The sequence below is a fragment of the Streptomyces sp. PU-14G genome, from assembly GCF_041028275.1.
In the GTDB taxonomy this organism is placed as follows: domain Bacteria; phylum Actinomycetota; class Actinomycetes; order Streptomycetales; family Streptomycetaceae; genus Streptomyces.
Genome location: NZ_JASKYT010000108.1, coordinates 1 through 22,785, shown reverse-complemented (window position 1 = coordinate 22,785; position 22,785 = coordinate 1). Strand labels below are relative to the sequence as shown.

Annotated in this window: 20 protein-coding genes; 11 read left to right on the top strand and 9 right to left on the bottom strand. The window is 74.1% G+C overall.

What is annotated here, in order from left to right:
• The first annotated feature begins 210 nt into the window (after nucleotides 1-210).
• Nucleotides 211-2,421, top strand: coding sequence for an RNA degradosome polyphosphate kinase (locus tag AB8Z75_RS15275; RefSeq protein WP_369202182.1), 2,211 nt, complete (start codon nucleotides 211-213; stop codon nucleotides 2,419-2,421).
• A 130-nt stretch (nucleotides 2,422-2,551) separates the two neighbouring features.
• A complete protein-coding gene (locus AB8Z75_RS15270) occupies nucleotides 2,552-3,748 on the top strand; it encodes a CHAD domain-containing protein (RefSeq protein WP_369202180.1) in 1,197 nt (398 codons plus the stop codon).
• On the opposite strand, the gene AB8Z75_RS15265 is transcribed toward AB8Z75_RS15270, so the two are convergent.
• The 4 genes from AB8Z75_RS15265 to AB8Z75_RS15250 all read right to left on the bottom strand — a co-directional run bounded on the left by AB8Z75_RS15265 (nucleotide 3,749) and on the right by AB8Z75_RS15250 (nucleotide 7,929).
• Nucleotides 3,749-5,323 carry an FtsX-like permease family protein gene (locus tag AB8Z75_RS15265; RefSeq protein WP_369202178.1) on the bottom strand — a complete coding sequence of 525 codons (1,575 nt, stop codon included), beginning with the start codon at nucleotides 5,321-5,323 and terminating at the stop codon, nucleotides 3,749-3,751.
• Nucleotides 5,320-6,036 carry an ABC transporter ATP-binding protein gene (locus AB8Z75_RS15260; RefSeq protein WP_369202176.1) on the bottom strand — a complete coding sequence of 239 codons (717 nt, stop codon included), beginning with the start codon at nucleotides 6,034-6,036 and terminating at the stop codon, nucleotides 5,320-5,322. Before AB8Z75_RS15260 ends, AB8Z75_RS15265 begins: the two co-directional genes overlap by 4 nt.
• Nucleotides 6,033-6,572 carry a PadR family transcriptional regulator gene (locus AB8Z75_RS15255; RefSeq protein ID WP_369202174.1) on the bottom strand — a complete coding sequence of 180 codons (540 nt, stop codon included), beginning with the start codon at nucleotides 6,570-6,572 and terminating at the stop codon, nucleotides 6,033-6,035. Before AB8Z75_RS15255 ends, AB8Z75_RS15260 begins: the two co-directional genes overlap by 4 nt.
• 517 nt (nucleotides 6,573-7,089) lie before the next feature.
• The gene (locus AB8Z75_RS15250) at nucleotides 7,090-7,929 is read right to left on the bottom strand and encodes a class I SAM-dependent methyltransferase (protein WP_369202172.1); all 840 of its coding nucleotides are present in this window, start codon (nucleotides 7,927-7,929) and stop codon (nucleotides 7,090-7,092) included.
• A gap of 154 nt (nucleotides 7,930-8,083) precedes the next feature.
• Here AB8Z75_RS15250 and mshA point away from each other — a divergent pair, with 154 nt between their 5' ends.
• The 3 genes from mshA (at nucleotide 8,084) to AB8Z75_RS15235 (ending at nucleotide 10,541) form a co-directional block, all read left to right on the top strand.
• Nucleotides 8,084-9,454: a D-inositol-3-phosphate glycosyltransferase gene (mshA, locus tag AB8Z75_RS15245; RefSeq protein ID WP_369202170.1), complete on the top strand. Its 1,371-nt coding sequence runs from the start codon at nucleotides 8,084-8,086 to the stop codon at nucleotides 9,452-9,454.
• Complete coding sequence (locus tag AB8Z75_RS15240; RefSeq protein WP_369202168.1) at nucleotides 9,447-9,950, top strand: YbjN domain-containing protein; 504 nt, start codon at nucleotides 9,447-9,449, stop codon at nucleotides 9,948-9,950. The genes mshA and AB8Z75_RS15240 overlap by 8 nt, the downstream gene beginning before the upstream one ends.
• A gap of 219 nt (nucleotides 9,951-10,169) precedes the next feature.
• The gene (locus tag AB8Z75_RS15235; RefSeq protein ID WP_369202166.1) at nucleotides 10,170-10,541 is read left to right on the top strand and encodes a hypothetical protein; all 372 of its coding nucleotides are present in this window, start codon (nucleotides 10,170-10,172) and stop codon (nucleotides 10,539-10,541) included.
• Nucleotides 10,542-10,787: 246 nt separating this feature from the next.
• On the opposite strand, the gene AB8Z75_RS15230 is transcribed toward AB8Z75_RS15235, so the two are convergent.
• From AB8Z75_RS15230 to AB8Z75_RS15220, 3 genes are read right to left on the bottom strand one after another with little or no spacing between them, the layout of a single operon-like run.
• Nucleotides 10,788-11,054 (bottom strand): DUF4235 domain-containing protein, encoded by a 267-nt coding sequence (locus AB8Z75_RS15230; RefSeq protein WP_242751840.1) that lies wholly within the window; start codon nucleotides 11,052-11,054, stop codon nucleotides 10,788-10,790.
• Nucleotides 11,055-11,393, bottom strand: a complete 339-nt coding sequence (locus AB8Z75_RS15225; protein WP_369202164.1) for a DUF3618 domain-containing protein — start codon at nucleotides 11,391-11,393, stop codon at nucleotides 11,055-11,057. It lies immediately after the preceding gene.
• Nucleotides 11,390-11,911, bottom strand: a complete 522-nt coding sequence (locus tag AB8Z75_RS15220) for a phage holin family protein (protein ID WP_369202162.1) — start codon at nucleotides 11,909-11,911, stop codon at nucleotides 11,390-11,392. Before AB8Z75_RS15220 ends, AB8Z75_RS15225 begins: the two co-directional genes overlap by 4 nt.
• Before the next feature lie 264 nt (nucleotides 11,912-12,175).
• Between AB8Z75_RS15220 and AB8Z75_RS15215 the strand changes: the two genes are divergently transcribed.
• Nucleotides 12,176-13,117 carry a 3-hydroxybutyrate dehydrogenase gene (locus AB8Z75_RS15215; RefSeq protein WP_369202160.1) on the top strand — a complete coding sequence of 314 codons (942 nt, stop codon included), beginning with the start codon at nucleotides 12,176-12,178 and terminating at the stop codon, nucleotides 13,115-13,117.
• 10 nt (nucleotides 13,118-13,127) lie between these two features.
• Nucleotides 13,128-15,320 carry a helix-turn-helix domain-containing protein gene (locus AB8Z75_RS15210; protein ID WP_369202158.1) on the top strand — a complete coding sequence of 731 codons (2,193 nt, stop codon included), beginning with the start codon at nucleotides 13,128-13,130 and terminating at the stop codon, nucleotides 15,318-15,320.
• On the opposite strand, the gene AB8Z75_RS15205 is transcribed toward AB8Z75_RS15210, so the two are convergent.
• A complete protein-coding gene (locus AB8Z75_RS15205) occupies nucleotides 15,282-16,814 on the bottom strand; it encodes an MFS transporter (RefSeq protein ID WP_369202156.1) in 1,533 nt (510 codons plus the stop codon). The genes AB8Z75_RS15210 and AB8Z75_RS15205 overlap by 39 nt on opposite strands.
• Nucleotides 16,815-16,941: 127 nt before the next feature.
• Between AB8Z75_RS15205 and AB8Z75_RS15200 the strand changes: the two genes are divergently transcribed.
• Both AB8Z75_RS15200 and AB8Z75_RS15195 read left to right on the top strand, forming a co-directional pair.
• Nucleotides 16,942-17,703, top strand: a complete 762-nt coding sequence (locus AB8Z75_RS15200; protein ID WP_369202154.1) for a phosphoglyceromutase — start codon at nucleotides 16,942-16,944, stop codon at nucleotides 17,701-17,703.
• Nucleotides 17,704-17,841: 138 nt separating this feature from the next.
• A complete protein-coding gene (locus AB8Z75_RS15195) occupies nucleotides 17,842-19,281 on the top strand; it encodes a sensor histidine kinase (RefSeq protein WP_369202152.1) in 1,440 nt (479 codons plus the stop codon).
• 431 nt (nucleotides 19,282-19,712) lie between these two features.
• On the opposite strand, the gene phoU is transcribed toward AB8Z75_RS15195, so the two are convergent.
• Nucleotides 19,713-20,525 (bottom strand): phosphate signaling complex protein PhoU, encoded by an 813-nt coding sequence (phoU, locus tag AB8Z75_RS15190; protein ID WP_369202151.1) that lies wholly within the window; start codon nucleotides 20,523-20,525, stop codon nucleotides 19,713-19,715.
• Between the two features lie 221 nt (nucleotides 20,526-20,746).
• Here phoU and AB8Z75_RS15185 point away from each other — a divergent pair, with 221 nt between their 5' ends.
• Complete coding sequence (locus AB8Z75_RS15185; protein WP_369202149.1) at nucleotides 20,747-22,054, top strand: sensor histidine kinase; 1,308 nt, start codon at nucleotides 20,747-20,749, stop codon at nucleotides 22,052-22,054.
• On the top strand, nucleotides 22,051-22,731 hold the full coding sequence (locus AB8Z75_RS15180) for a response regulator transcription factor (protein ID WP_114024325.1): 681 nt from the start codon (nucleotides 22,051-22,053) through the stop codon (nucleotides 22,729-22,731). Before AB8Z75_RS15185 ends, AB8Z75_RS15180 begins: the two co-directional genes overlap by 4 nt.
• Nucleotides 22,732-22,785 lie beyond the last annotated feature (54 nt).

Below are 22,785 nucleotides of genomic sequence, written 5' to 3'. Positions count from 1 at the left end.
CACCCGCCCTGCTCCCCTCTTCCCGGCGGCCCTGCCGGGGGGCGCGGGGCGGTGGTCGCCGCCCGCGCGCAGGCAGAGGCGGCCCGGGAACCCGGGGGTAACCGGGGGCGCCCTGGGTTGCCATGTGGACGTAACCAGCGATTCAAACTCTCTTGCGAGGCTCGCGAAATGCCCCGCCTCATCCTCGTGAAGAGCATCGACAATGGCGGTATGACCCAGCAACCGCACCGCCCCAGCAACGTTCCCGGCGCGGGCCCCGACCTGGGCCTTGACCCGGACATCGACTCGGACGTCGACAGTTTCGAGGACGGCAGCGGCCACCCGGCGCACACCGCCGCCGACCTGCCCAGCGACCGGTTCCTGGACCGCGAACGCAGCTGGCTCGCGTTCAACGAGCGGGTGCTCGAACTGGCGGAGGACCCGCGGACACCGCTGCTCGAACGGGCGAACTTCCTGGCGATCTTCGCGAGCAACCTGGACGAGTTCTTCATGGTGCGGGTCGCGGGGCTCAAGCGGCGGATAGCGACCGGTGTGGCGACCCGGAGCGCGTCGGGGCTCCAGCCGCGCGAGGTGCTGGAGGGGATCTGGAACCGGTCCCGCGAGCTGATGGCACGCCACGCCGCGTGCTACCAGCAGGACGTGGCGCCGGCGCTGGCGCAGGAGGGGCTGCACCTGATCCGCTGGGCCGAGCTGACGGAGAAGGAGCAGGCGCGGCTGTTCAGCATGTTCCGGCAGCAGATCTACCCGGTGCTCACGCCGTTGGCGGTGGACCCCGCGCACCCCTTCCCCTACATCTCGGGTCTGTCGTTGAACCTGGCGGTGGTCGTCCGCAACCCCGTCAGCGGGCACCAGCACTTCGCACGGGTGAAGGTGCCGCCGCTGCTGCCGCGGTTCCTGGAGGCCTCGCCGCACCGTTACGTGCCGCTCGAAGACGTCATCGCCGCGCACCTGGAGGAGCTTTTCCCCGGGATGGAGGTGCTGGCGCACCACATGTTCCGAGTGACGCGGAACGAGGACCTGGAGGTGGAGGAGGACGACGCGGAAAACCTCCTCCAGGCGCTGGAGAAGGAGTTGATGCGGCGCCGCTTCGGCCCTCCGGTCCGGCTGGAGGTCGAGGAGTCCATCGACCCGTACGTGCTCGACCTGCTGGTGCGGGAGTTGAAGGTCGGCGAGGCGGAGGTGTATCCGCTGCCGGGCCCGCTGGACCTGACGGGCCTCTCGGGCATCGCCTCGGCGATGGACCGGCCGGAGCTGAAGTATCCGAAGTTCGTGGCGGGAACGCACCGGGACCTGGCGGAGGTGGAGTCGGCGTCGGCCCCCGACATCTTCGCCGCGCTGCGCGAACGGGACGTGCTGCTGCACCACCCCTACGACTCGTTCTCCACGTCTGTGCAGGCCTTCCTGGAGCAGGCCGCGGCCGATCCGGGCGTGCTGGCGATCAAGCAGACGCTGTACCGCACGTCGGGCGACTCCCCGATCGTGGACGCGCTGATCGACGCGGCCGAGTCGGGCAAGCAGGTGCTGGTCCTGGTGGAGCTCAAGGCCCGCTTCGACGAGCAGGCCAACATCAAGTGGGCGCGGAAGCTGGAAGAGGCGGGATGCCACGTCGTCTACGGCCTGGTGGGGCTCAAGACGCACTGCAAGCTGTCGCTGGTGGTGCGGCAGGAGGGCGAGGTGCTGCGCCGGTACGCGCACGTCGGCACCGGCAACTACCACCCGAAGACGGCGCGGCTGTACGAGGACCTGGGGCTGCTGACCGCGGACCAGCAGGTGGGCGCCGACCTGTCGGACCTGTTCAACCGGCTGTCGGGCTACTCGCGGCGGGAGACGTACCGGCGGCTGCTGGTCGCCCCGCACTCGGTGCGGGACGGGCTGGTCTCCCGCGTCCAGAAGGAGATCACCCACCACAGGGCCGGCCGTGAGGCGTACGTGCGGATCAAGGTCAACTCCATCGTGGACGAGGCGGTGTGCGACGCGCTGTACCGGGCTTCCATGGCGGGCGTGCCGGTCGACGTGTGGGTGCGCGGCATCTGCGCGCTGCGCCCCGGCGTGCCGGGGCTCAGCGACAACATCAGAGTGCGCAGCGTGCTGGGCCGGTTCCTGGAGCACTCCCGCGTCTTCAGCTTCGCGGGAGGCGGCGATCCCGAGGTGTGGCTCGGCAGCGCCGACATGATGCACCGCAACCTGGACCGGCGGATCGAGGCGCTGGTGCGGGTGACCGATCCCTCGCACCGGGCGTCGTTGAACCGGCTGCTGGCCCGGGGCATGGCGGACTCGACCGCGTCGTGGCATCTGGGGCCCGACGGTGCGTGGACGCGCCATGCGCAGGCGGCCGAGGGGGACGGGCAGCCGCTGCCGAACGTCCAGGAGCTGCTGATCGAGGGCCGGCGCCGCAAGCGCGGCCCGACGGTGGCGACATGAACCCCCGGACGCGCGGACGCTCCCACGGTGCGGGGAAGGGGCGGCCGTGCGAGGCGGGGCGCTCGCGTGGTGCGGGGGAGCGGCGCTCGTGCGCGGCGGGGCGCTCGCGTGGTGCGGGGAAGGGGACGTGATGGCCGGACGGAGCCGGGACATGGTGGTCGAGCCCGTGACGCGTGACGCGGCGGAGGCCGGGACGGTCCCGGTGGTGGCGGGCAGCGCTGCCGAGGTGCTCGGAGACTATCTGCACGGGCGGGCAGCGGAGTTCCTGCGCGCGCTGCGCGCGCCCGCTCGGGGAGGGGGCGGTTCCGGCGGCGGGGCAGGCCCCGACGACGCAGCCGGCCCGGAGCGGGACGGTGCGGAGCGGGACGGTCCGGAGCGAGACGGTGCGGAGCCGGCCGTGGACGGCCTCCGCGCGGCGGCGCGCCGTCTGGGCGGTGCGCTGTTCACCTACCGGCCGCTGCTCGACGCGGTGTGGGCTGACGGCCTGCGTACGGAACTGAGCTGGCTGGCCGGCACGTTGGGCCGCGAGCACGCGTATGCGGCGCGTCTGGAGCGGCTGCTGGGCGCACTGCACCGGCTGGCCGGCCCCGCGGCGTCGGTGGAGGGCGCCGCAGGGCCGGGCACCGAGGGCAGGGCTGCCGAGCCGGCCGGGCGGGCAGGAAGCCGGGGCGGGGCGGCGGCGCGGGAGAAGAGCGCACTGCCGGTGGGCGCGGCCCGCGCGGGCGCGCTGCTGGAACGGCAGCTGACCCTGGCCAGGACGCGCGCCCACTCGGCGGCGCTCCAGGCGCTGGGCTCCGCCCGCTTCCACGCCGTCGCTGACGCGGTGGCGCTGCTGGCGTCGGAGGCGCCGTTCCGCGCGGACGAGGCGCGGGTCGGCCTGCCTGCCGTGACGGTTCTCGAACCGCTGGCCGAGCAGGCACGCCGGCAGCTCGCCGACGCCGTCGCCGCGCTCCCGTTGTCCCGTGCGGGTGCGCCGTACAACGCGGAGGGGCTCGCGCGGTCGCTGGCCACCGAGGTCCGGCAGGACGCGGCGTGGGAGCAGGTGCGAGTGCTGCTGCGGCTGTGCCGGTACGCCGAGGAGGTGCTGGGCGCCCAGGCCGAGCCGGAGGGGCGGATGCGGTCGGCGGGGGAGGCGCTGGAGCGGCACCGGCAGGCGTCCGCCGCCGCGGCGGCGGCAGCCTCGGCCGCCGCGACGCCGCGTATCGCCCCCGCCACCGCCTACGCGCTCGGTGTGCTCCACGCCGATCAGCGCCACGAGGTGGAGGCCGCCCGCTTCGCCTTCGGCCACCACTGGGCTCCCCGGTCTGCGGGCGGCCCCCGGGCGTGATCAGCCGGTGCGCAGCTCCTCGGCCCGTACGGCACCGCGGGCGCCGCGTAGGAGCAGCAGGGCAGCGGCCGTCACCACGAGGAGTGCGGTCAGCGCTCCGACGCCGTAGAGGGCGAGTTCGCTCCAGGGCACTGGCGTGGTGCGGACGACCTCGGGGACGGTGACGGGCGTGCTGTTGGCATGGGTCAGGCCGTCGGGGCAGCCGTCCGCGGCCGTGCACACGCGGCCTCGGAAGCTGCCGGTGGCGACGCGCGTGCCGACGGCGCCCCGGCCCAGCGCGGTGCCGGTGGCGAGGGCGAGGAGGACGGCGGGCACGGCCGGGGCCAGCGTCCGCCACAGGCCCGCCCGGACGAGTACGCCGCGCGGGACTCCGGAGGCGACCAGGGCCGTGTGGACGCGGTGGCGGGCCGCCACGCTCTCGGCGAGCGCGACGAGCAGCCCGCACGCGGCGATCACCAAGGCGGTGACGACGGCGAGGTCGACGAGGTTCATCGCGTCCAGGTAGAAGGGGTCCCACGTCGCGACGTCGCGCCCGCTCTCGCCGGTGGCCTCGGCGTAACGGCGTGCCCACGCGGCCTCGGCCTGCTCGCTCGTCAGGAAGAAGGCCCGCACCGCCGCGGCACCGGCGCCGCAGGTCACGCAGGCCAGGAAGGCGGCCAGGGTCCGGCTGCCGCGCCAGGGGTCGGCCGTCAGCTGCCGGGAGGCGAGCAGGGCCGGTGCACTGCGGGCGAAGCGGTGGAGTGTCCGGCCTGCCGCGACGGAGAGCCATCCGGTGCCCAGGACCACGCCGAGCAGCGCGCACAGGCCGCCGACCGCGAGGAGCAGCCTGGGCGCGGCCTCGGCCAGTGGTGAGACCTTTCCGGCCGTCAGGGCGTTGCCCGTGACGACGGCCGCGATGCCGAGCCCGAGGAGGAGGACGGGCCACGGCCGAGGGGCCCGGGTACGTGCGTGGCGGGTCACGCCGAGGGGGTCGACGGTGACCCGGCGCGTCAGAAACGCCGAGGTGAGGGCGCTGAGCAGCGGAAGACCCAGCAGGACGGCGGCCTGCGCGGCGGGGTGCGGCAGGACGTCGGTGGGCAGGGGGAGCCTGCCTCGGGCGTCCGGCCTGTCCAGCGCCGCGCGCAGCGCGAAGTAGCCGGCGAACCCGGCGACGGTGCCCAGCAGGGCGGCAGCGCCCGTCTCCGCCGCGACGACGGCGGTGCACTGGCGGGGGGTGGCTCCGGCCAGGCGCAGCGCTGCCAGGCGCCGGTCGCGCGCCGGGGCGCCGATCCTGGCGCACTGGCCGGCGAGCGCCAGCACCGGCAGGGTCAGCAGGACGAGGGCCGAGGCGACACCGGGCCGCAGCCCCGGCTCCCGCAGCAGGGCACTGGTGTACTGCTGCGACCAGGAAGCGGAGCCGTCCACCGTGCCCACGGGGGTGGGGATGGCCGCGACGGTGAGCGCGGCGAGCAGCGCGAGGGTGCCCAGCAGCGCGCTGAGGGCGGTGAGGGTGACCCGCAGCGCGTCGGTGCGGGTCCCGGCGACCGCGAGCCGGGCCAGGGTGGCCGGGCGCATGCCGAGGACGGCGGCGCTCATCGCGGGGCCCCGATCCGCTGCCCGGCGCCGAGCCCTGTGGCGTCCGTCGCGCCGTCGTAGAGGGCGAGTTCGCGGTCGGCGTAGGCGGCGACGCCGGGGGCGTGGGTGACCAGGACGACGCTGGTGCCCTGGTCGCGTGCGGCCCGCACCAGGTGTCCGAGCAGCTTCTCCCCGGCGAGCTGGTCGAGGGCGCCGGTGGGCTCGTCGGCGAACAGCACCCGTGGGCCGGTGACCAGGGCCCGCGCGGCAGCGCACAGTTGCTGCTGACCGCCGGACATCTGGGCGGGGCGTACGTCGGCCACGTCGGCGACGCCGAGGCGGCCCAGCCAGTCCAGCGCGGCGGTGCGGGCTTCCTTGCGGCTGCTGCCGCTCAGCAGGAGCGGCAGTGCCGCGTTCTCGGCCGCGGTGAGTTCGGGGACAAGCTGCCCGAACTGGAACAGGACTCCGAACTCGGTGCGCCGCAGCCGGGACCGCTCGGCCTCCGAGCAGCCGCCCAGTGCGCGGTCCGCGTAGGTGATCTCGCCGGCGTCGGGGCGCAGGATGCCGGCCAGGCAGTGCAGCAGTGTGGACTTGCCGGAGCCGCTCGGTCCCGTCACGGCCAGAAGCTCGCGCTCGGCGAGGTCGAGGTCGATGCCGCGGAGGGCGGGCGTGGGACCGTAGGACTTCACGACTCCCCGCGCCCGCAGGACTGCCGTGCCGCTCGTGCGTGTCATGAGTGGATCTCCTGGTGGAGGTCGGCGACGCGTTCCAGCGTGGTGCGCATCCAGCGCAGATCGGCGTCGAGGTGGGTGAGGGCGAAGTCCGCGGCGACGAGGTCGGGGAGAGGGGTCGCCGGGTCCGCCTTGAGGGCGGTCAGTTCGCGCAGCCGTTCGCTGTGGGCCCGCCGTTGCGCGGTCAGGTAGCCGCGGGCCTGCTCGGGGTCGGCGACCAGGAGGGCGACGACGACCTTGGCGAGCAGGTCGGAGGCGACGTAGGGGGCCGGGGTCTCGACTGTGGCCAGCCAGGTCTCCAGCTCCTGGCGTCCGGTGGCGGTCAGGGCGTACCTGGTGCGGTCCGGGCCGCCTTCGCGGCTGGTCTCGGCCTGTTCGACCAGGCCGTCCCGCTCCAGTCGGCCCAGCGTGGCGTACACCTGTCCGAAGGCCAGCGGTTTCGCCCGGGGGAAGCGGAGATCGTGGGCCTTCTTCAGGTCATACCCGTGCAGCGGCCCGGCGGCGAGCAGGGCGAGCAGCACGTGCGCTGCGGTCGACATGCCCTCACTATTCTCTGAGTGAATAGCCCGCGTCAAGCGGGCGCGGTCCGCGTGCGGAACCGCGCGGAGCGCGGGGTGGGGCGCCCCGGAGGCGGGACGGGCAGCCCTGGCGCCGCCCGGCGGTGCGGAGGCGCCTGGCGGTGCGGTGGCGCCCGTGGTGCGGTGGCGCCTGGCGGTGCGGCACCACTCGGCGGTGCGGTGGCGCCCGTGGCGCGGTGGCGCCTGGCGGTGCGGCACGACTCGGCGGTGCGGCGGCGCCCGGCGGTGCGGTGGCGCCCGTGGTGCGGGGCCGAGTCAGCCGAGCGGTGCGGCACCGTGCGCCGTGGGGTGCSMGGGGGTGGCGTCCGGCCCGGCTCGGCGGAGCGGCGACCCGCGGGGGTGGCGTCCGGTCGGGTCGGGTTCAGCGGTGCCGTGTGGGGGTGGCGTCCGGTCGGGTCGGCTCAGCGGTGCCGTGTGGGGGTGGCGTCCGGTCGGGTCGGCTCAGCGGTGCCGTGCGGCAGAGGGGGACGTGTGCCGGTCAGTTCGGCGAAGCCGTGTGCCGTGGGGCGAGCGCGTGCCAGCGCACGGTGAGCTCGCCCTGGCGCCAGCGGCGCGGGCCGTCGGTCACCGGCCAGTCGGCGCTCAGCGCGTGCGCGGCGCGTATCCAGCGCTGGCGGGCACCGAGTGCGCCGTAGGGGGCGGCGGCCGACCAGGCGCGGTCGAAGTCGCGCAGGAACGCGTGCACGGGCTCGCCGGGCACGTTGCGGTGGATGAGCGCCTTGGGGAGGCGTTCGGCCAGGTCCGAGGGGGTGTCGAGGGTGGCGAGGCGGGCCGCGAAGGTGACCGTGCGCGGCCCTTCGGGGCCGAGCGCGACCCACACGTGGCGGCGGCCGATCTCGTCGCAGGTGCCTTCCACCAGCAGGCCGTCAGGGGCGAGCCGCTCGCACAGCCGTGCCCACGCGGGGGCGACATCGGCCTCCGGGTACTGGCGGAGCACGTTCGCGGCGCGGATCAGGCTCAGACCGCCACCTGAGCCACCGGTGGCGCCGCCCACGGGCAGCTCGAAGCCGCCCCGTACGAACGCCAGCCCCTCGCGCGCGTACGGGCGTGCGGCGGCGACCCGCTCGGGGTCGATCTCCACGCCGAGGACGTGTACGTCCCCGCGCACCGTCCGCAGCCTCTCCAGCAGTTCGACCGCGGTCCAGGGCGCCGCCCCGTAGCCCAGGTCGACGGCGGTGGGGCGGGGGAGGGAGCGGCGCAGCACCGGGCCGTGTGCGGCGGCGATCCACCGGTCCATCCGGCGCAGCCGGTTCGGGTTCGTCGTCCCGCGCGTGACCGTGCCGAGGGGGCGGGACGGTGCGGGGGGACGTGCGGGCATGGCACGAGCATACGAGGGAGCCGCGCCAGGCACCTTCGGTCACGATTCGGCAAAGTGGGAAGACGGGGCAACCTTTGCGCTGTTTCCCGTCGAGGGCCCGCGATACCCGGCTCCGCACCGTGAGGACGTCCGCACCCCAGGAGGCATCGGCACCGTGAGCCATTACGTGTCCCGGCTCGGTCAGCGGCGCGGCAGTCACCCGTCCCGGGCGTACCAGCCCAGGGGCGCGCTGCTCCGTCTTCCCGGGGCGGCCCGCCGCGTCCGCCGGGTGGCCATGCTCAGCGTCCACACCTCCCCGCTGCACCAGCCGGGCACCGGAGACGCGGGCGGCATGAACGTCTACATCGTGGAGCTGGCCAGGCAGCTCGCGGCGCAGGGCACCGAGGTGGAGATCTTCACGCGGGCCACGACAGGGGCGCTCGAACCCACCGTCGAGCTGGTACCCGGCGTGCTCGTCCGGCACATCGACGCGGGCCCCTACGAGGGGCTGTCCAAGGAGGAGCTGCCCGCGCAGCTGTGCGCCTTCACCCACGGCGTGATGCAGGTGTGGGCGGGGCACCGGCCCGGCTACTACGACCTGGTGCACTCCCACTACTGGCTCTCCGGGCACGTCGGCTGGCTGGCGGCACAGCGCTGGGGCGTCCCCCTGGTGCACGCCATGCACACCATGGCCAAGGTCAAGAACGCCGCGCTCGCCGAAGGCGACACGCCCGAACCGGCCGCCCGCGTCATCGGGGAGACCCAGATCGTGCGCGCCGCGGACCGTCTCATCGCCAACACGGCGGAAGAGGCGGGCGAGTTGATGCACCACTACGAGGCACCGGCGGAGCGCACCGCCGTCGTCCACCCCGGCGTCAACCTCGACCGCTTCCGCCCCTCGGGCGCCCGGAGGGCGGCGCGGGCCCGCCTCGGGCTGCCCCCCGACGCCTTCATCCCCCTCTTCGCCGGACGCATACAGCCCCTCAAGGCCCCCGACGTGCTGCTGCGCGCCGCCGCCCTGCTGGTGGACGAGGACCCGTCGCTGCGCGGTCGCATGATCGTCCCCGTCGTGGGCGGACCCAGCGGCAGCGGCCTGGCCAAGCCCGAGGGTTTGCAGAAACTGGCGGCCCGCCTCGGCATCGCCGACCTGGTGCACTTCCGCCCGCCGGTCGGCCAGGAACAGCTCGCCGACTGGTACCGGGCCGCGTCGGTGCTGGTGATGCCGTCCTACAGCGAGTCCTTCGGCCTCGTGGCCGCCGAGGCCCAGGCCTGCGGCACGCCCGTGGTCGCCGCCGCCGTGGGAGGGCTGCCCGTCGTCGTGCGGGACGGCACCAGCGGCTTCCTCGTCGAAGGCCACGAGCCCGCCGGCTACGCCCGGGCCCTGCGCCGTTTCCTCGACGACCCCGCGCTGACCGACCGGCTCGGTGACGCGGCTGCCGCCCACGCCCAGAACTTCGGCTGGGGCGCGGCGGCCGAGGCCACCGCCGAGGTGTACGCCGCCGCGTCGCAGGAACGGCGCCGTCGCCTACGATCGCCGCATGGGTGAGGTTGCTGCCGCCGCCAGGGCGACGATCGAGCAGACGCTGACGGACGCCGAGCTGGAGTGGGAGAGCCCGGCGGAGGGCACCTACGTCGTCACCCTCCCTGGCACCCGCAAACTCCAGACCACCTGCTCGCTGGCCGTCGGCGCCCACTCGCTGTCGGTCAACGCCTTCGTCGTCCGCAACCCGGACGAGAACCACGCGGCGGTCCACCGTTGGCTGCTGGAGCGCAACACCAGGCTCTACGGCGTCGCCTACGCCGTCGACCAGCACGGCGACATCTACCTCGCGGGACGTCTGCCGCTGGCCTCCGTCACCCCCGACGAGGTCGACCGCCTCCTCGGCAGCGTCCTGGAGAACGCCGACGGCTCGTTCAACACCCTCCTGGAAATGGGCTTCGCCACCGCCATCAAGAAGGAGTACGCGTGGCGCACCGCGCGGGGCGAGTCGACCCGCAACCTGGAGGCGTTCACGCACCTGACGCAGAAGCCGGAGCGGTAACGCCTGACGGGCGCGCCACGTCTCCGACAGCGCGAGCAGCGGCCTGCCGCCCTCCCGGCTCAGTTTTCTCAGCTTCTTCGAAACAGCCAGAAAACGCCGTGAACTTTTGTGCCGACGGCCGCATCACACCTGTAGACGGGCTGGTGCGGCTCGGGTCCGGGAGAGACGGACGGGACGACGGCCGGCCGGCGAGCAGCGGTGACGAGGCAGGTGAGAGCAGTGGGCGAGGCACAAGGCGAGGGTGCGGAGCGGAGTCGGCGTATCCGTCGGGGCGGCGGCGCCGTGGACGAGGGGCGCGGGCCGTCCGATGGGGGGCGTCGGCCCGGTGCCCTGGCGGTCGACGTGCTGGCCGCCCTCGCCCTCGCCGTCGGGGTCGTGCTGGGGGTCGGCTCGTGGCGCAGGTACCTCGCGCAGAGCGGGACGCCGGCGGGCGGGGAGGCGGGCGACGACCAGGGGCGGCCCCTGGTCGCGCCCCGGAAGGCGAGCGGTCCTGCGGCGGCCGGTACCGCTGCGCACTGCTCGGCCGCCCGTCGTCCCGCCTCCGTACGGCAGCGGGCGGCGGTCCCCGGACGGAGCGCGGTGCCCGTGTGACGTGCCGGGGCGACAAGCCTGACCGCTGACACAGAGCTCCGCCCCCTCGGGAGTACCGCCCCCGTGTATTCAATCCGGGGGGTGCGGTGAATCGGCTGTCCGCCGCCTGCGCACGAGGCGGCGGACAGCCGCATGAGCCGGCCCTCTTGTCCTGTTCAGGCAAGAGGGCCGACTCGGGAGCCGTGGCCCCACGGGGCTGAGCTGGACTCAGCCGCGCTCAGCGGGGGCCCCTGGGCTTGACTGGGCTCAGCTGGGCCAGGTGCCGGTCAGGCGGTGGACGGTGGTCGCGCCGCTGCGGTCCACCGCCGCCTTCACGGCGGCGAAGATGGCCCCCTGCAGGGCGGCGGCGAGAAGGATCTCACGCCAGCCGCGGTCCTGGTCCGTGGCGCCGGGGGCGTCCTCGTCGTGTCCCGTGACCTTCCAGATCCGTTTGAACAGCGCGCCGGACATGGCGCCACTGGCGGCACCGAGCGCCATACCGACCGGCTTGTAGGCGACCTTTGCCGTGTTCATTCAGTGCCTCCTGCTGCGGACGGCGAGGAGCACGGCGAGCACGGCCACGCCCGCGACCAGCGGCAGCCCGCGGTTGGCGCGGGTCATCTCGGCCGCGTGGTGGGCCTTGTCCCGCACCGGCTGGGGGGTCCGATGCTGGATCCTGTCCCCCATCGTGTGGGCCTTCTCCGTCGCCTGGCTCTTGAGCTGTGTGGCCTTCTGCCGCGCCTGGGCACGTACGTCGGCGCGTGCGGCCAGCGCCTCGACGGTCTCGCCGAGCTCCCTGCGGGTCTCCTCGACCTGGGCGCGCAGCTCGTCGGGGGTGGGCGTGGCGCCGCGGCTGTGGGGCTTGCCGGTCATCGGTGCGACCTTTCCTTGATCTCGGTCACGTCGGCCTTCATGCTCTCGACGGCCCGTTCGGGCGTGGCCGGGGTGGCTTTGCTGATCTGCTGCTTGCCCACGAGGGCGAGCACGGCCGCCAGGACCAGCAGGGCGCCGGTCACGACGAGGGCGGCCAGCCACAGGGGCCAGACCAGGTTCAGCGCGACGATGCCGGTGGCGGTGCCGGCCAGGAGGGCGACGAAGCCGAACAGGGCGGCTCCGCCGAACATGCCGCCGCCCAGGCCGAAGCGTTTGCCCTTCTGCTGCATCTCCGCCTGCGCGAGGTGCATCTCCTGGCGGGCGAGGTCGGAGATCTGCGCCGAGGCCTGCTTGACCAGTTCACCGACCGATTCCTCAGAGGTCCTCTTCCGGTGGCCGTCCTGGCGGACGTCCTGCGCCACATCCTGAGGGGCCTCGCGCCGCATGTCCTGGCGGGCGTCCTGGCGGGCGTCCTGACGGAGGTCCTGGTCAGCCGGGGGCTTCAGGGTCGTACTCATGGGTCATAACCGCCTTTCGCAGCTCGGCCGGGTGCGAGCGGCGCCCAGCGCGGGCATCACCGTCCCCCGGCGTACCCAGGCAGGGGCCGCCTATGCGACGGGGGCGGCGTCGGCCGGGCCGCCGGGAGACCACCGGGGCCGTGGGTGACGTGCTGCCCCGCGCCTGCGGCCCCGCGGGGGCGTGCCCGCCACACACCGGAGCTGAGGCAAGTGTGGACGTGAACCACATCCGGGCGGCCTCGGGCGGTGCCTAGGCTGGCGGTCATGACACCTTCCGCCGCGTCCGCGTCCGGGCCCGCATCCGCATGCGGGTCCGCGTCCGCGTCCGCGTCCCAGGAGCCCGCCGCACCGTCGCCCTCGCGGGGCCCGTCGTCCCCGCAGGACCCGTCCTGCCCGCCGGACCCCTCCTCCTCCCGTGCCGTCGTACTCGACCTGAGCGGCCGTACCGCCCTGGTCACCGGTGCGGCCAGCGGTATCGGGAGGGCCTGCGCGCTGCGTCTGGCGGCGGCCGGGGCCGGAATTCGGGCCGTGGACGTGGACCCGGAGGGGCTGAAGGCGCTCGCCGAGGAGGTGGCGCGGACGGCGGGTCCCTCGGCGGAGGCCGTGGAGGCCCACCCCCTCGACCTGACGCAGGACGCCGGGCTGGACGCCGCCGAGCGTGCGGCCGACGGCGCCGACGTGCTCGTCAACGCGGCGGGCACGCAACTCGTCCGACCGATCGAAGAGTTCCCGCCCGAGGCGTTCCGCACGATGCTGACCCTCATGCTGGAGGCCCCGTTCCGCACCACGCGCGGCGCACTGCCGGGCATGTACGCGCGGGGCTGGGGGCGGATCGTGCACATCTCGTCCGTCCACGGGCTGCGCGCCTCGGCGTACAAGTCGGCGTACGTGGCGGCCAAACACGGTCTCGAAGGGCTGTCGAAGACGACGGCGCTGGAGGCGGCCGAGCACGGAGTGACCTCCAACTGCGTCAACCCCGCCTACGTCCGCACCCCGTTGGTGGAGCGGCAGATCGCCGACCAGGCGGAGGCGCACGGTATTCCGCCGGAGCGGGTCGTCACCGACGTTCTGCTCGCCGACTCGGCGCTCAAGCGGCTGCTGGAGGTGGAGGAGGTCGCCGAGGCGGTCGCCTACCTGTGCACCCCGGCCGCCTCCTTCGTGACGGGTTCCGCCCTGCCCCTCGACGGCGCCTGGACCGCTCACTGACCCTGTGCCCATGCGCCGCCCGAGCCACCCGGACCACGCCGCCACCAGCGTCGACCATGCCGACGCCAGTGCCGACCACCACGTCGCCACCCGTGCCGACCCAGCCGACGCCGGTGCCGACGAGGCCGCCGCCATCAGCGTCGACCGCGCCGACGCCTGTCTCGGCTACCTCGAACTCCTCACGCGGGGCGCCCCGTCCGAGGCGTATGACGATCCGGCGGTACACGCGGCACCGGCCGAGGACGGCGACTCCGCCGCCGCGCGCGGCAAGCACCTCGCGCTGCGGATCCGCGCGGAGCTGGAGGGCAGGCGGCGGCGCGAGGCCGAACTGACCGCACTGTTCGAGACGGTGCACGACCTTGCCGGGCTGCGCGACGTGGACGACGTGCTCCAGGCGATCGTGCAGCGCGCCCGCCGCCTGCTGGGCACCGAGGTCGCCTACATGACGCTCACCGACCCCGAGCGCGGCGACACCTACATGCGGGTCACCGAGGGATCGGTCTCGGCCCGCTTCCAGCAACTGCGGCTCGGCATGGGCGAGGGGCTGGGCGGTCTCGTGGCGCAGACGGCCCGCCCCTACGCCACCCAGGACTACCCGCGCGACGCCCGCTTCCAGCACACCCGCCCCATCGACAGCGGCGTCGGCGAGGAGGGCCTCGTCGCCATCCTGGGTGTGCCGCTGCTGCTTCGCGGACGGGAGGTGATCGGCGTGCTCTACGCCGCCGACCGCCGCGAACGCGTCTTCGAACCGGAACAGATCGCGCTGCTGCGCTCGTTCGCCGCGCACGCCGCCGTCGCCCTCGACAACACCCGGTTGCTGACCGAGACCACTCAGGCCCTGGCCGGGCTCCGCGCCGTCAACGCGACCATCCGCCGCGCCTCCGACGTCCACGACCGCCTCACCGAACTCGTGCTGCGCGGCGGAGGCGTTCCCGACGTGACCAGGGCGCTGGCCGAAGTGCTCGGCGGGGCGGTCGAGTTCGCCGAGCGCGGAGACGCGGCCGTGTGGGAGGACGCCGTCGGGCGCTCCCGCCGCGACGGGCACGCCGTACGCCAGGACGACACCTGGGTGGCCGCCGTCACCGCGGGCGGCGAACCGCTGGGCGCACTGGTGCTGCACGGCCACCCTGAGCTCGCGCCCGTGGACCAGCGCACCCTGGAGCGCGCGGCGATGGTCACGTCGCTGCTCCAGCTCGCGCGCCGTTCCGCGGGCGAGGCCGAGCAGCGCGTGCGCGGCGAACTCCTCGACGACCTGCTGGACGCCGCACACCGCGACCCCCACCTGCTGCGCGACCGCGCCGCCCGTGTGGGCGCCGACCTGGACGTCCCCCACACGGTGCTCGCCGCCCGCCTCGACCCCCCGCCCGCCGGTTCGGCGGGGACGGGTGCCGGTTCGGCGCGGACGAGCGCCGGTTCGGCGGGGGCGGGTGCCGGTTCCCGCGCACCGGACGCCGCCGTAACCCGCGACCCGTTCGTTCCCACCGAGGTCCTCGGCGAAGACCTCGGTGGAGTCCTCGACGAAGGGGACAGGGAGCGTCTGTGGTCGGCCGCAGGACACCTCGCCGCCACCCGGCACGGCCTGGCCGCCACCCGCGACGGCGGCCCCGTCCTGCTGCTCCCCCTCGACCCGCCGGACCGGCCCGCGCCCGCGGGCGGTACCGAGGCCGCACCCGGCGCAGGGGGTGCGGAGGCCGTCTCCCGTATCGCACGGCAGGTGGCCGCCGAGTTGGGCCGGGCGGTGGGCGGCCCCGTCACGGTCGGCGCCTCGGCGCCCGTACGCGCCCCCACCGACCGCCCAGGGTCCGTCGCCGCCGCCTACCCGGAGGCCCGTCGCTGCCTGGACGCGCTCAGCCTGCTCGGCCGGCGCGGCGTGGGCGCGTCCGCCTCGGACCTCGGCTTCCTCGGGCTGCTGCTGACGGACACCCGGGACGTCGCGGGTTTCGTCCGCCGCACTCTCGGGCCCGTTCTCGACTACGACGAGCGGCGCGGCACCGGCCTGGTGGCGACCATGGACGCGTACTTCGCCTGCGGGATGAGCCCTGTCCGCGCCAAGGACGTGCTGCACGTGCACGTCAACACCGTCGCCCAGCGGATGGAGAGGGTGGCCCGGCTGCTGGGCGACGACTGGCAGGCGCCGCACCGCGCGCTGGAGGTGCAGCTCGCGCTACGGCTCCACCGGCTGGCGGGAGCCGTCGGCGGCTGAGGGCGGGGGTGCCGCCGCGTCCGTCTCGCCGGTCCCGCTGCCCCGCCCGGAGCCGGCCGCGCCCTGGCGCGCGGGACCACCGGGTTCGCCCCCCTCATTCGGGCCGCCGAACTCGCCCCCCTCGTTCGGGCCGCCGGGTTCGCCCACCTCGTTCAGGTCGCGGTGGCGGGTCTCTGCCGCGCACGCCAGGGCGATGACGGTCAGCAGCGCGGCTGCGATCACGTACAGGGACACCATCGCGGAGCCGTCGAACTCGGCCAGCAGCGCGGTCGCGATCATCGGCGCGGGCGCGCCGGCGGCCACCGACGAGAACTGCGCACCGATCGAGGCACCGGAGTACCGCATCCGGGTGGCGAACAGCTCGGAGAAGAACGCGGCCTGCGGCGCGTACATCGCCCCGTGCAGCACCAGCCCGACCGTCACCGCGAGGGCGATCAGGGCGAAGTTCCCGGTGTCGAGCAGCGCGAAGAACGGGAAGATCCACGCGCCGACGCCGAGCGCGCCCAGCAGGTAGACGGGCCGGCGGCCCACCCGGTCCGAGAGGCTGCCCCACAGGGGGATGACGCAGAAGTGGACGGCGGAGGCGAGCAGCACGGCGTTCAGGCCGGTCTGCTGGGACAGGTCGAGGTGGTCGGTGAGGTAGACGAGGATGAAGGCGGTCAGCACGTAGAAGCTGATGTTCTCCGCCATGCGGGCGCCCATCGCGACCAGGACGTCACGCCAGTGGTGCCGCAGTACGGCGAGCAGCGGCAGCTCCTCGTCCGCGGCGTCGGTCTGCTGCTTGCGGGCCTCGGCGCGGGCCCTGGCCTCCTTGAAGACGGGGGACTCGTCCACCGCGAGCCGCACCCACAGCCCGACGACCACCAGCACGCCGGACAGCAGGAACGGCACCCTCCACCCCCAGCTCTCGAACGCGCTGTCGGTCAGCAGCGCGGTGAGCGCCGCCAGCACACCGGTCGCCAGCAGCTGACCGGCCGGCGCGCCCGTCTGCGGCCACGAGGCCCAGAAGCCGCGCCGCCGGGCGTCCCCGTGTTCGGACACCAGCAGCACCGCGCCGCCCCACTCGCCGCCCAGCGCGAAGCCCTGCACCAGGCGCAGCGCCGTCAGCAGCACGGGTGCGAACGAGCCGACCGTGGCGTGCGTGGGCAGCAGCCCGATGGCGAACGTGGCCCCGCCCATCATCAGCAGGCTGATGACCAGCAGTTTCTTGCGGCCGACCCGGTCCCCGTAGTGCCCGAAGACCAGCGCGCCGACCGGGCGGGCCGCGAAGCCGACCGCGTAGGTGAGGAACGACAGCAGCGTGCCGACCAGCGGGTCGGAGTCCGGGAAGAACAGCGTGTTGAAGACCAGCGCGGCGGCCGAGCCGTAGAGGAAGAAGTCGTACCACTCGATCGTGGTGCCGACGAGGCTCGCCGCGACGATCCGCCGCAGCGAGCGGGCGGCGGGCGGCGCGGCGTCGGATGACGCCGAGGGGGACGAAGAAGGGGGAACCATGCCGCCGCACGCTAGGGAAACCTGCCACCTCCCCCCATGTGGCGGCACCCCACACTTCGCCGCCCGGCGGTGAGGCCGGCACCCACCCTCGCTCGCCGCCGCCCGGCCGACGCGTAGGCTTCCGGGTATGGCCGAAGCACCGTACAAGCTGATTCTGCTCCGCCACGGCGAGAGCGAGTGGAACGCCAAGAACCTGTTCACCGGCTGGGTGGACGTCAACCTCACCGAGAAGGGCGAGAAGGAGGCGGTCCGCGGCGGCGAGCTGCTCAGCGACGCCGGCCTGCTCCCCGACGTACTGCACACCTCCGTGCAGAAGCGCGCCATCCGCACCGCGCAGCTCGCACTGGAGTCCGCGGACCGCCTGTGGATCCCCGTCCGCCGCTCCTGGCGGCTCAACGAGCGCCACTACGGTGCGCTCCAGGGCAAGGACAAGGCGCAGATCCGTGAGGAGTTCGGCGAGGAGCAGTTCATGCTCTGGCGCCGCTCCTACGACGTGCCGCCGCCCGTCCTGGAGGACGGCGCCGAGTTCTCGCAGAGCGACGACCCCCGCTACGCGGGCGTCCCCAGCGAGCTGCGGCCCCGCACGGAGTGCCTCAAGGACGTCGTCCAGCGGATGCTGCCGTACTGGTTCGACGGCATCATCCCCGACCTGATGGCCGGCAAGACCGTCCTGGTCGCCGCGCACGGCAACTCGCTGCGCGCCTTGGTCAAGCACCTGGACGGCATCTCCGACGAGGACATCTCCGGCCTCAACATCCCCACCGGCATCCCGCTGTCCTACGACCTGGACGCCGACTTCCACCCCGTCAACCCGGGCGGCACCTACCTCGACCCGGAAGCCGCCAAGGCCGCCATCGAGGCCGTCAAGAACCAGGGCAAGAAGAAGTAAAGGGGCACTGAGCGAGCCCTCTGGGGCACCCCCCCGCCTTGCGGGCACAGTGAGTGCGCTGCGGGGACCGTGAACGCGCTGCGGGGACCCTGAGTGCGCTGCGGAGACGGTGTCGGGCCGGGCGCATACGCTCGGAGAATGACCAGCCACAGCGCCTCCGACCTCGCCCGGCGACTGCTGCCGGGCGAGCTGACAGCCGGCGGGGCGCCCGGCCGGGGGCGCGCGCGGCGGAGCGCGCGCGACCGGGTGGTGGACGTCGCGCTGTTCGGATGGGCGGCGCTGTGCTGGCTGGCGCTGGTCGACCAGGTCGACGCGAAGACGTACCTGCCGGGATGGCTGCTGGCGCTGGACCCGCCGCTGGGCGCGCTCGCGTGCCTGTCGCTGTGGGTGCGGCGGCGTTGGCCACTGGGCGTCGCGCTGGCCGCCGTACCGGCGGCGGCACTCACCGACACCGTCTTCGGCGCACTCGCCGTCATCATCTTCAACCTGGCGCTGCGGTGCGCGCCCCGCACCGCCGCTCTCGTCCTCCTGCTGCACCTGGCGGCGACGCTGCCCTACGTCCTGCTGTACGGGGTGCCGCACGAGGAACGCTGGACGGTGGCCGCCTTCGTGGTGGTCTACTACCTGCTCTTCTTCACGTGGGGCAGCCTCGCCAGGGTGCGGCGGCAACTGGTGCTCAGACTCCGCCAGGACGCGGAGCGCGCGCGGGCCGACCACGCGCGGCGGCTGGCGGACGTGCGGCGCGCCGAGCGCCGGGCCATCGCCCGCGAGATGCACGACGTGCTGGCGCACCGGGTGTCGCTGCTGTCCGTGCACGCGGGCGCCCTCGCCTACCGCGCGCAGCGCACGGCGGCCGGCGAGGGCGCGGCGCTGGACGACACGGAGATCGCCCGGAGCGCGACCGTCATCCGCGACAACGCCCACCAGGCACTGGAGGAGCTGCGCGACGTCCTGCACGTCCTGCGCGAGGACGAGGAGGAACCCGCGGACGGCACACCGGCAGGGGCGCACGGCGCGGACCGGGCAGGGGCGCCCGCCGGCGCCACGGACGGGCCTCCCGTCCCCGCCCCGGGCGGGCTTCTCGACGGGGCGCCGGACAGGCTGTCCGACGGGGCCAGGCCGCAACCCGACCTGGAGCGGCTCGGTGACCTGGTGGACGAGGCGCGTGGCGCCGGCCAGACCGTCGACCTGGTGCTGGAGCTGCCCGCGCGCACGGCGGACGGATACTCGTTGCGCCCCCAGCTCCAGCGCACCGTCTACCGCGCCGTGCAGGAAGGGCTCACCAACGCGCGCAAGCACGCGCCGGGGCAGCCGGTCGACGTCCACGTCCGGGGCGCCGAGGGCGAGGGGCTGACGGTGCGCGTCACCAATCCGCTGCCGACCGGAGGGGGCGGCTCCGGCATCCCCGGTGCCGGTGCGGGACTGACCGGGCTGCGGGAACGGCTGGAGATCGAGGGCGGCGTCCTCGCGTTCGGCCCGGACGGGTCCGTTTTCACGCTGACCGCGCGCCTGCCCTGGTCGCCGCCTCCGCCACCACCGGGATCCGAGCCGGCCGGCGGGCAGGGGGCGGGGCCCTGACCTGTCGAACCGGTCAGGGCCCCGCCCCGTATCCCGTGGGGGTCTCGCGCCGCTCCGGCGTCCGAAGGGCGCTGCCGCGCGGACGGACGCGCCGTTCGGGCGGCGCCGCTGTTCGGTAGGTGCCTCCGTACGGACGGTCGCGCTGTCCGGTCAGCCGCAGGAGCCGCCGCACGAGCAGGCGCCGCCGGACTGGCAGCCGCATCCGCAGCCGGGACCGCAGCCGCACGCCCCCAGCAGGGGGAGCTCCCGCGGTTCCCTTGGGGCGGTCTGCGGCCGTTCGGCCGGGGTGCGGAGCGGCTTCGGGGAGTCAGCCATCGTTCCCTCCTCAGCAGGGGCAGTCATGGACGGGCATGACACCTCCTCATTGCACGCCTCTCCGCCACGGGCGCATCAAGGGCGCGCGGATGCACACCCGCCCGCCGGATCTCCGTTCACCGGCCCTCGCCCGAGGCCGCCGCGCCGCTCGCCGCCCCACCGCCGTTCGCGGCCCCGTCCCCGGCTCCGCTCGTGGCTCCGTTCGCGGCTCCGTTCGTGGCGCTCTTGGCGGAACCGTTCGTCGCCGTGGCGCCGCCCGTGGCCGCGGCCAGAGCCGGGTCGATCTCGTCGGCGTAGTCACCCGTCACGAGATAGACGACGCGGCGCGCGACCGACACCGCGTGGTCGGCGAACCGCTCGTAGTAGCGGCCCAGCAGGGTGACGTCCACGGCCGTCTCGATGCCGTGCTTCCAACGGTCGTCCATCAGGTGCTGGAAGAGGGTGCGGTGCAGCAGGTCCATCGCGTCGTCGTCCTGCTCCAGCTGCATGGCCAGGTCGACGTCCTTGGTGATGAGGACCTCGGCGGCCTTGGCCATCAGCCGCTGGGCGAGCTGGCCCATCTCCAGGAGCGTCGCCTGGAGGTCCTGCGGTACGGCGGACTCCGGGTAACGCAGCCGGGCGACCTTGGCCACGTGCTGGGCCAGGTCCCCCGAGCGTTCCAGGTCGGCGCTCATCCGCAGCGAGGTGACGACGATCCGCAGATCGGTGGCGACCGGCTGTTGCCGGGCCAGCAGCTGTATCGCCCGGGTCTCCAGGTCGCGCTGGAGGTCGTCGACCTTCTCGTCGGCGGCGATGACGCTCTCGGCGAGCTTGAGGTCCGCGTCCAGCATCGCCGTGGTGGCGCGCCCGATCGCGGAGCCGACGAGCCTGGCCATCTCGACCAGGCTGTCCCCGATCGAGTCCAGCTCCTCGTGGTACGCGTCCCGCATGGCTGTCCTTCCCTCGCACTGTTTCGACCGGAGGCCCGGGTACCGGTGCCCCCTGGGGCCTCACGGTGGCCCCTACGCTTTCACGGTGCGCCCGAAATGCGACCGGTTCGGCCCTCCACGGTGAACCAGAGGCGCCGTGCGGGTAAACACTGGGCGACAGCTGTTGCGGCCTTGCCCTCCTGGGCTGGGGGTGTGTCTGGCGTGGCGCATAACCTGGCTGTATGGACGTGAATGCGGCGGTCGCCGCGGCAGCAGCGATCGCCGGTGTGTGCACCGGCGTGATCGCGATGCTGGCGTTCCGCTGGAGCGAGCGGGAGCAGGCCCGCCCGACCCGTACCTCCGCCTCGCTGCACACCGGCCCCGGGCTTCCCCCGGGCGTCGACACGGTCCTGTCGGTGCTGCGCTCCTCGGCCGTCGTGCTGGACGAGAGCGACGCCGTCGTCAAGGCCAGCTCGGCCGCCTACGCGCTGGGCCTGGTGCGCGGCGGCAGGCTCGGTATCGAGCCGATGCTCCAGATGGCGCGGGACACCCGGCGGGACGGCGAGATACGCCAAGTCGAGCTGGACCTGCCCCGGCGCGGTACCGGAAGGGGCGATGCCCTCGCGGTCTCCGCGCGGGTCGCTCCGCTCGGCTCCCGGCTGGTGCTCCTGCTGGTGGAGGACCTGACGGAGGCCCGCAGGATCGAGGCGGTGCGGCGCGACTTCGTCGCGAACGTCAGCCACGAGCTCAAGACCCCGGTCGGTGCGCTCTCCCTCCTCTCGGAGGCGGTGCTGGACGCCTCCGACGACCCGGAGGCGGTGCAGCGCTTCGCCGGGCGCATGCAGAACGAGGCCACGCGGCTGACCAACCTGGTCCAGGAGCTGATCGATCTCTCGCGGGTGCAGAACGACGACCCGCTGGAGGACTCCGAGTCGGTGCGCGTCGACGAACTGGTGACCGAGGCGATCGAGCGCAGCCGGCACAGCGCCGAGGGCAAGCAGATCACTCTCCTCGCCGGGGGCAACGAGGGCCTGCACGTGTGGGGGAACAGGGGCCAGCTCGCCGCGGCCCTCGGCAACCTCGTCGAGAACGCCGTCAACTACTCACCGGCCCGCACCCGCGTCAAGGTCGCGGGCCGCCGCACCCAGGACGGCGGCGAGGACCTCATAGAGATCGCCGTCACCGACCAGGGCATCGGCATCTCGGAGCGCGACAAGGACCGGATCTTCGAACGCTTCTACCGCGTCGATCCGGCCAGGTCCCGGGCCACCGGCGGCACCGGACTCGGCCTGTCCATCGTCAAGCACGTGGCCGCCTCGCACGGCGGGGAGGTCACGGTGTGGAGCGCCGAGGGCCAGGGCTCCACCTTCACCCTGCGGCTGCCCGAGGCGGGCAGCGGGCGGGAGCAGGCCGCGCTGGAGAAGGCCGACCGGCTGGGCCGGAACCGCCTCTCCGGCGCATTGCAGGAACCGGCCGCCTTCGACGAGGAGGAGCGGCCGTATGTCGACCAGGCTGATGAACAACTTTCCGCCCCGGAGGTCCTCCCGTGACCCGAGTGCTCGTCGTCGAGGACGAGGAATCGTTCAGCGACGCACTGTCGTACATGCTCCGCAAGGAAGGCTTCGAGGTCGCGATCGCGGCCACGGGTCCCGAGGGGCTCGATGAGTTCGAACGCAACGGCGCCGACCTGGTGCTGCTCGATCTGATGCTGCCGGGCCTGCCCGGCACCGAGGTCTGCCGCCAGCTGCGCGGTCGCTCCAACGTCCCGGTGATCATGGTGACGGCCAAGGACAGCGAGATCGACAAGGTCGTCGGTCTGGAGATAGGTGCCGACGACTACGTCACCAAGCCGTTCTCCTCCCGCGAGCTGGTCGCCCGCGTGCGCGCGGTGCTGCGCCGCCGCGGTGAGCCGGAGGAGGTCACCCCCGCCGCCCTGGAGGCCGGCCCTGTCCGGATGGACGTGGACCGGCACGTGGTCACCGTCGGCGGCGGCAAGGTGGATCTGCCGCTCAAGGAGTTCGACCTGCTGGAGATGCTGCTGCGCAACGCGGGCCGGGTGCTGACCAGGATGCAGCTGATCGACCGGGTCTGGGGCGCCGACTACGTGGGTGACACCAAGACCCTCGACGTCCACGTCAAGCGGCTGAGAGCCAAGATCGAGCCGGACCCTGGCGCGCCGCGCTACCTGGTGACGGTGCGCGGCCTCGGCTACAAGTTCGAGCCGTAAAGACGGCCGGGCGGGTGGCCGGCGGCCCYKRCRGCTCGAACTTGTAGCCGAGGC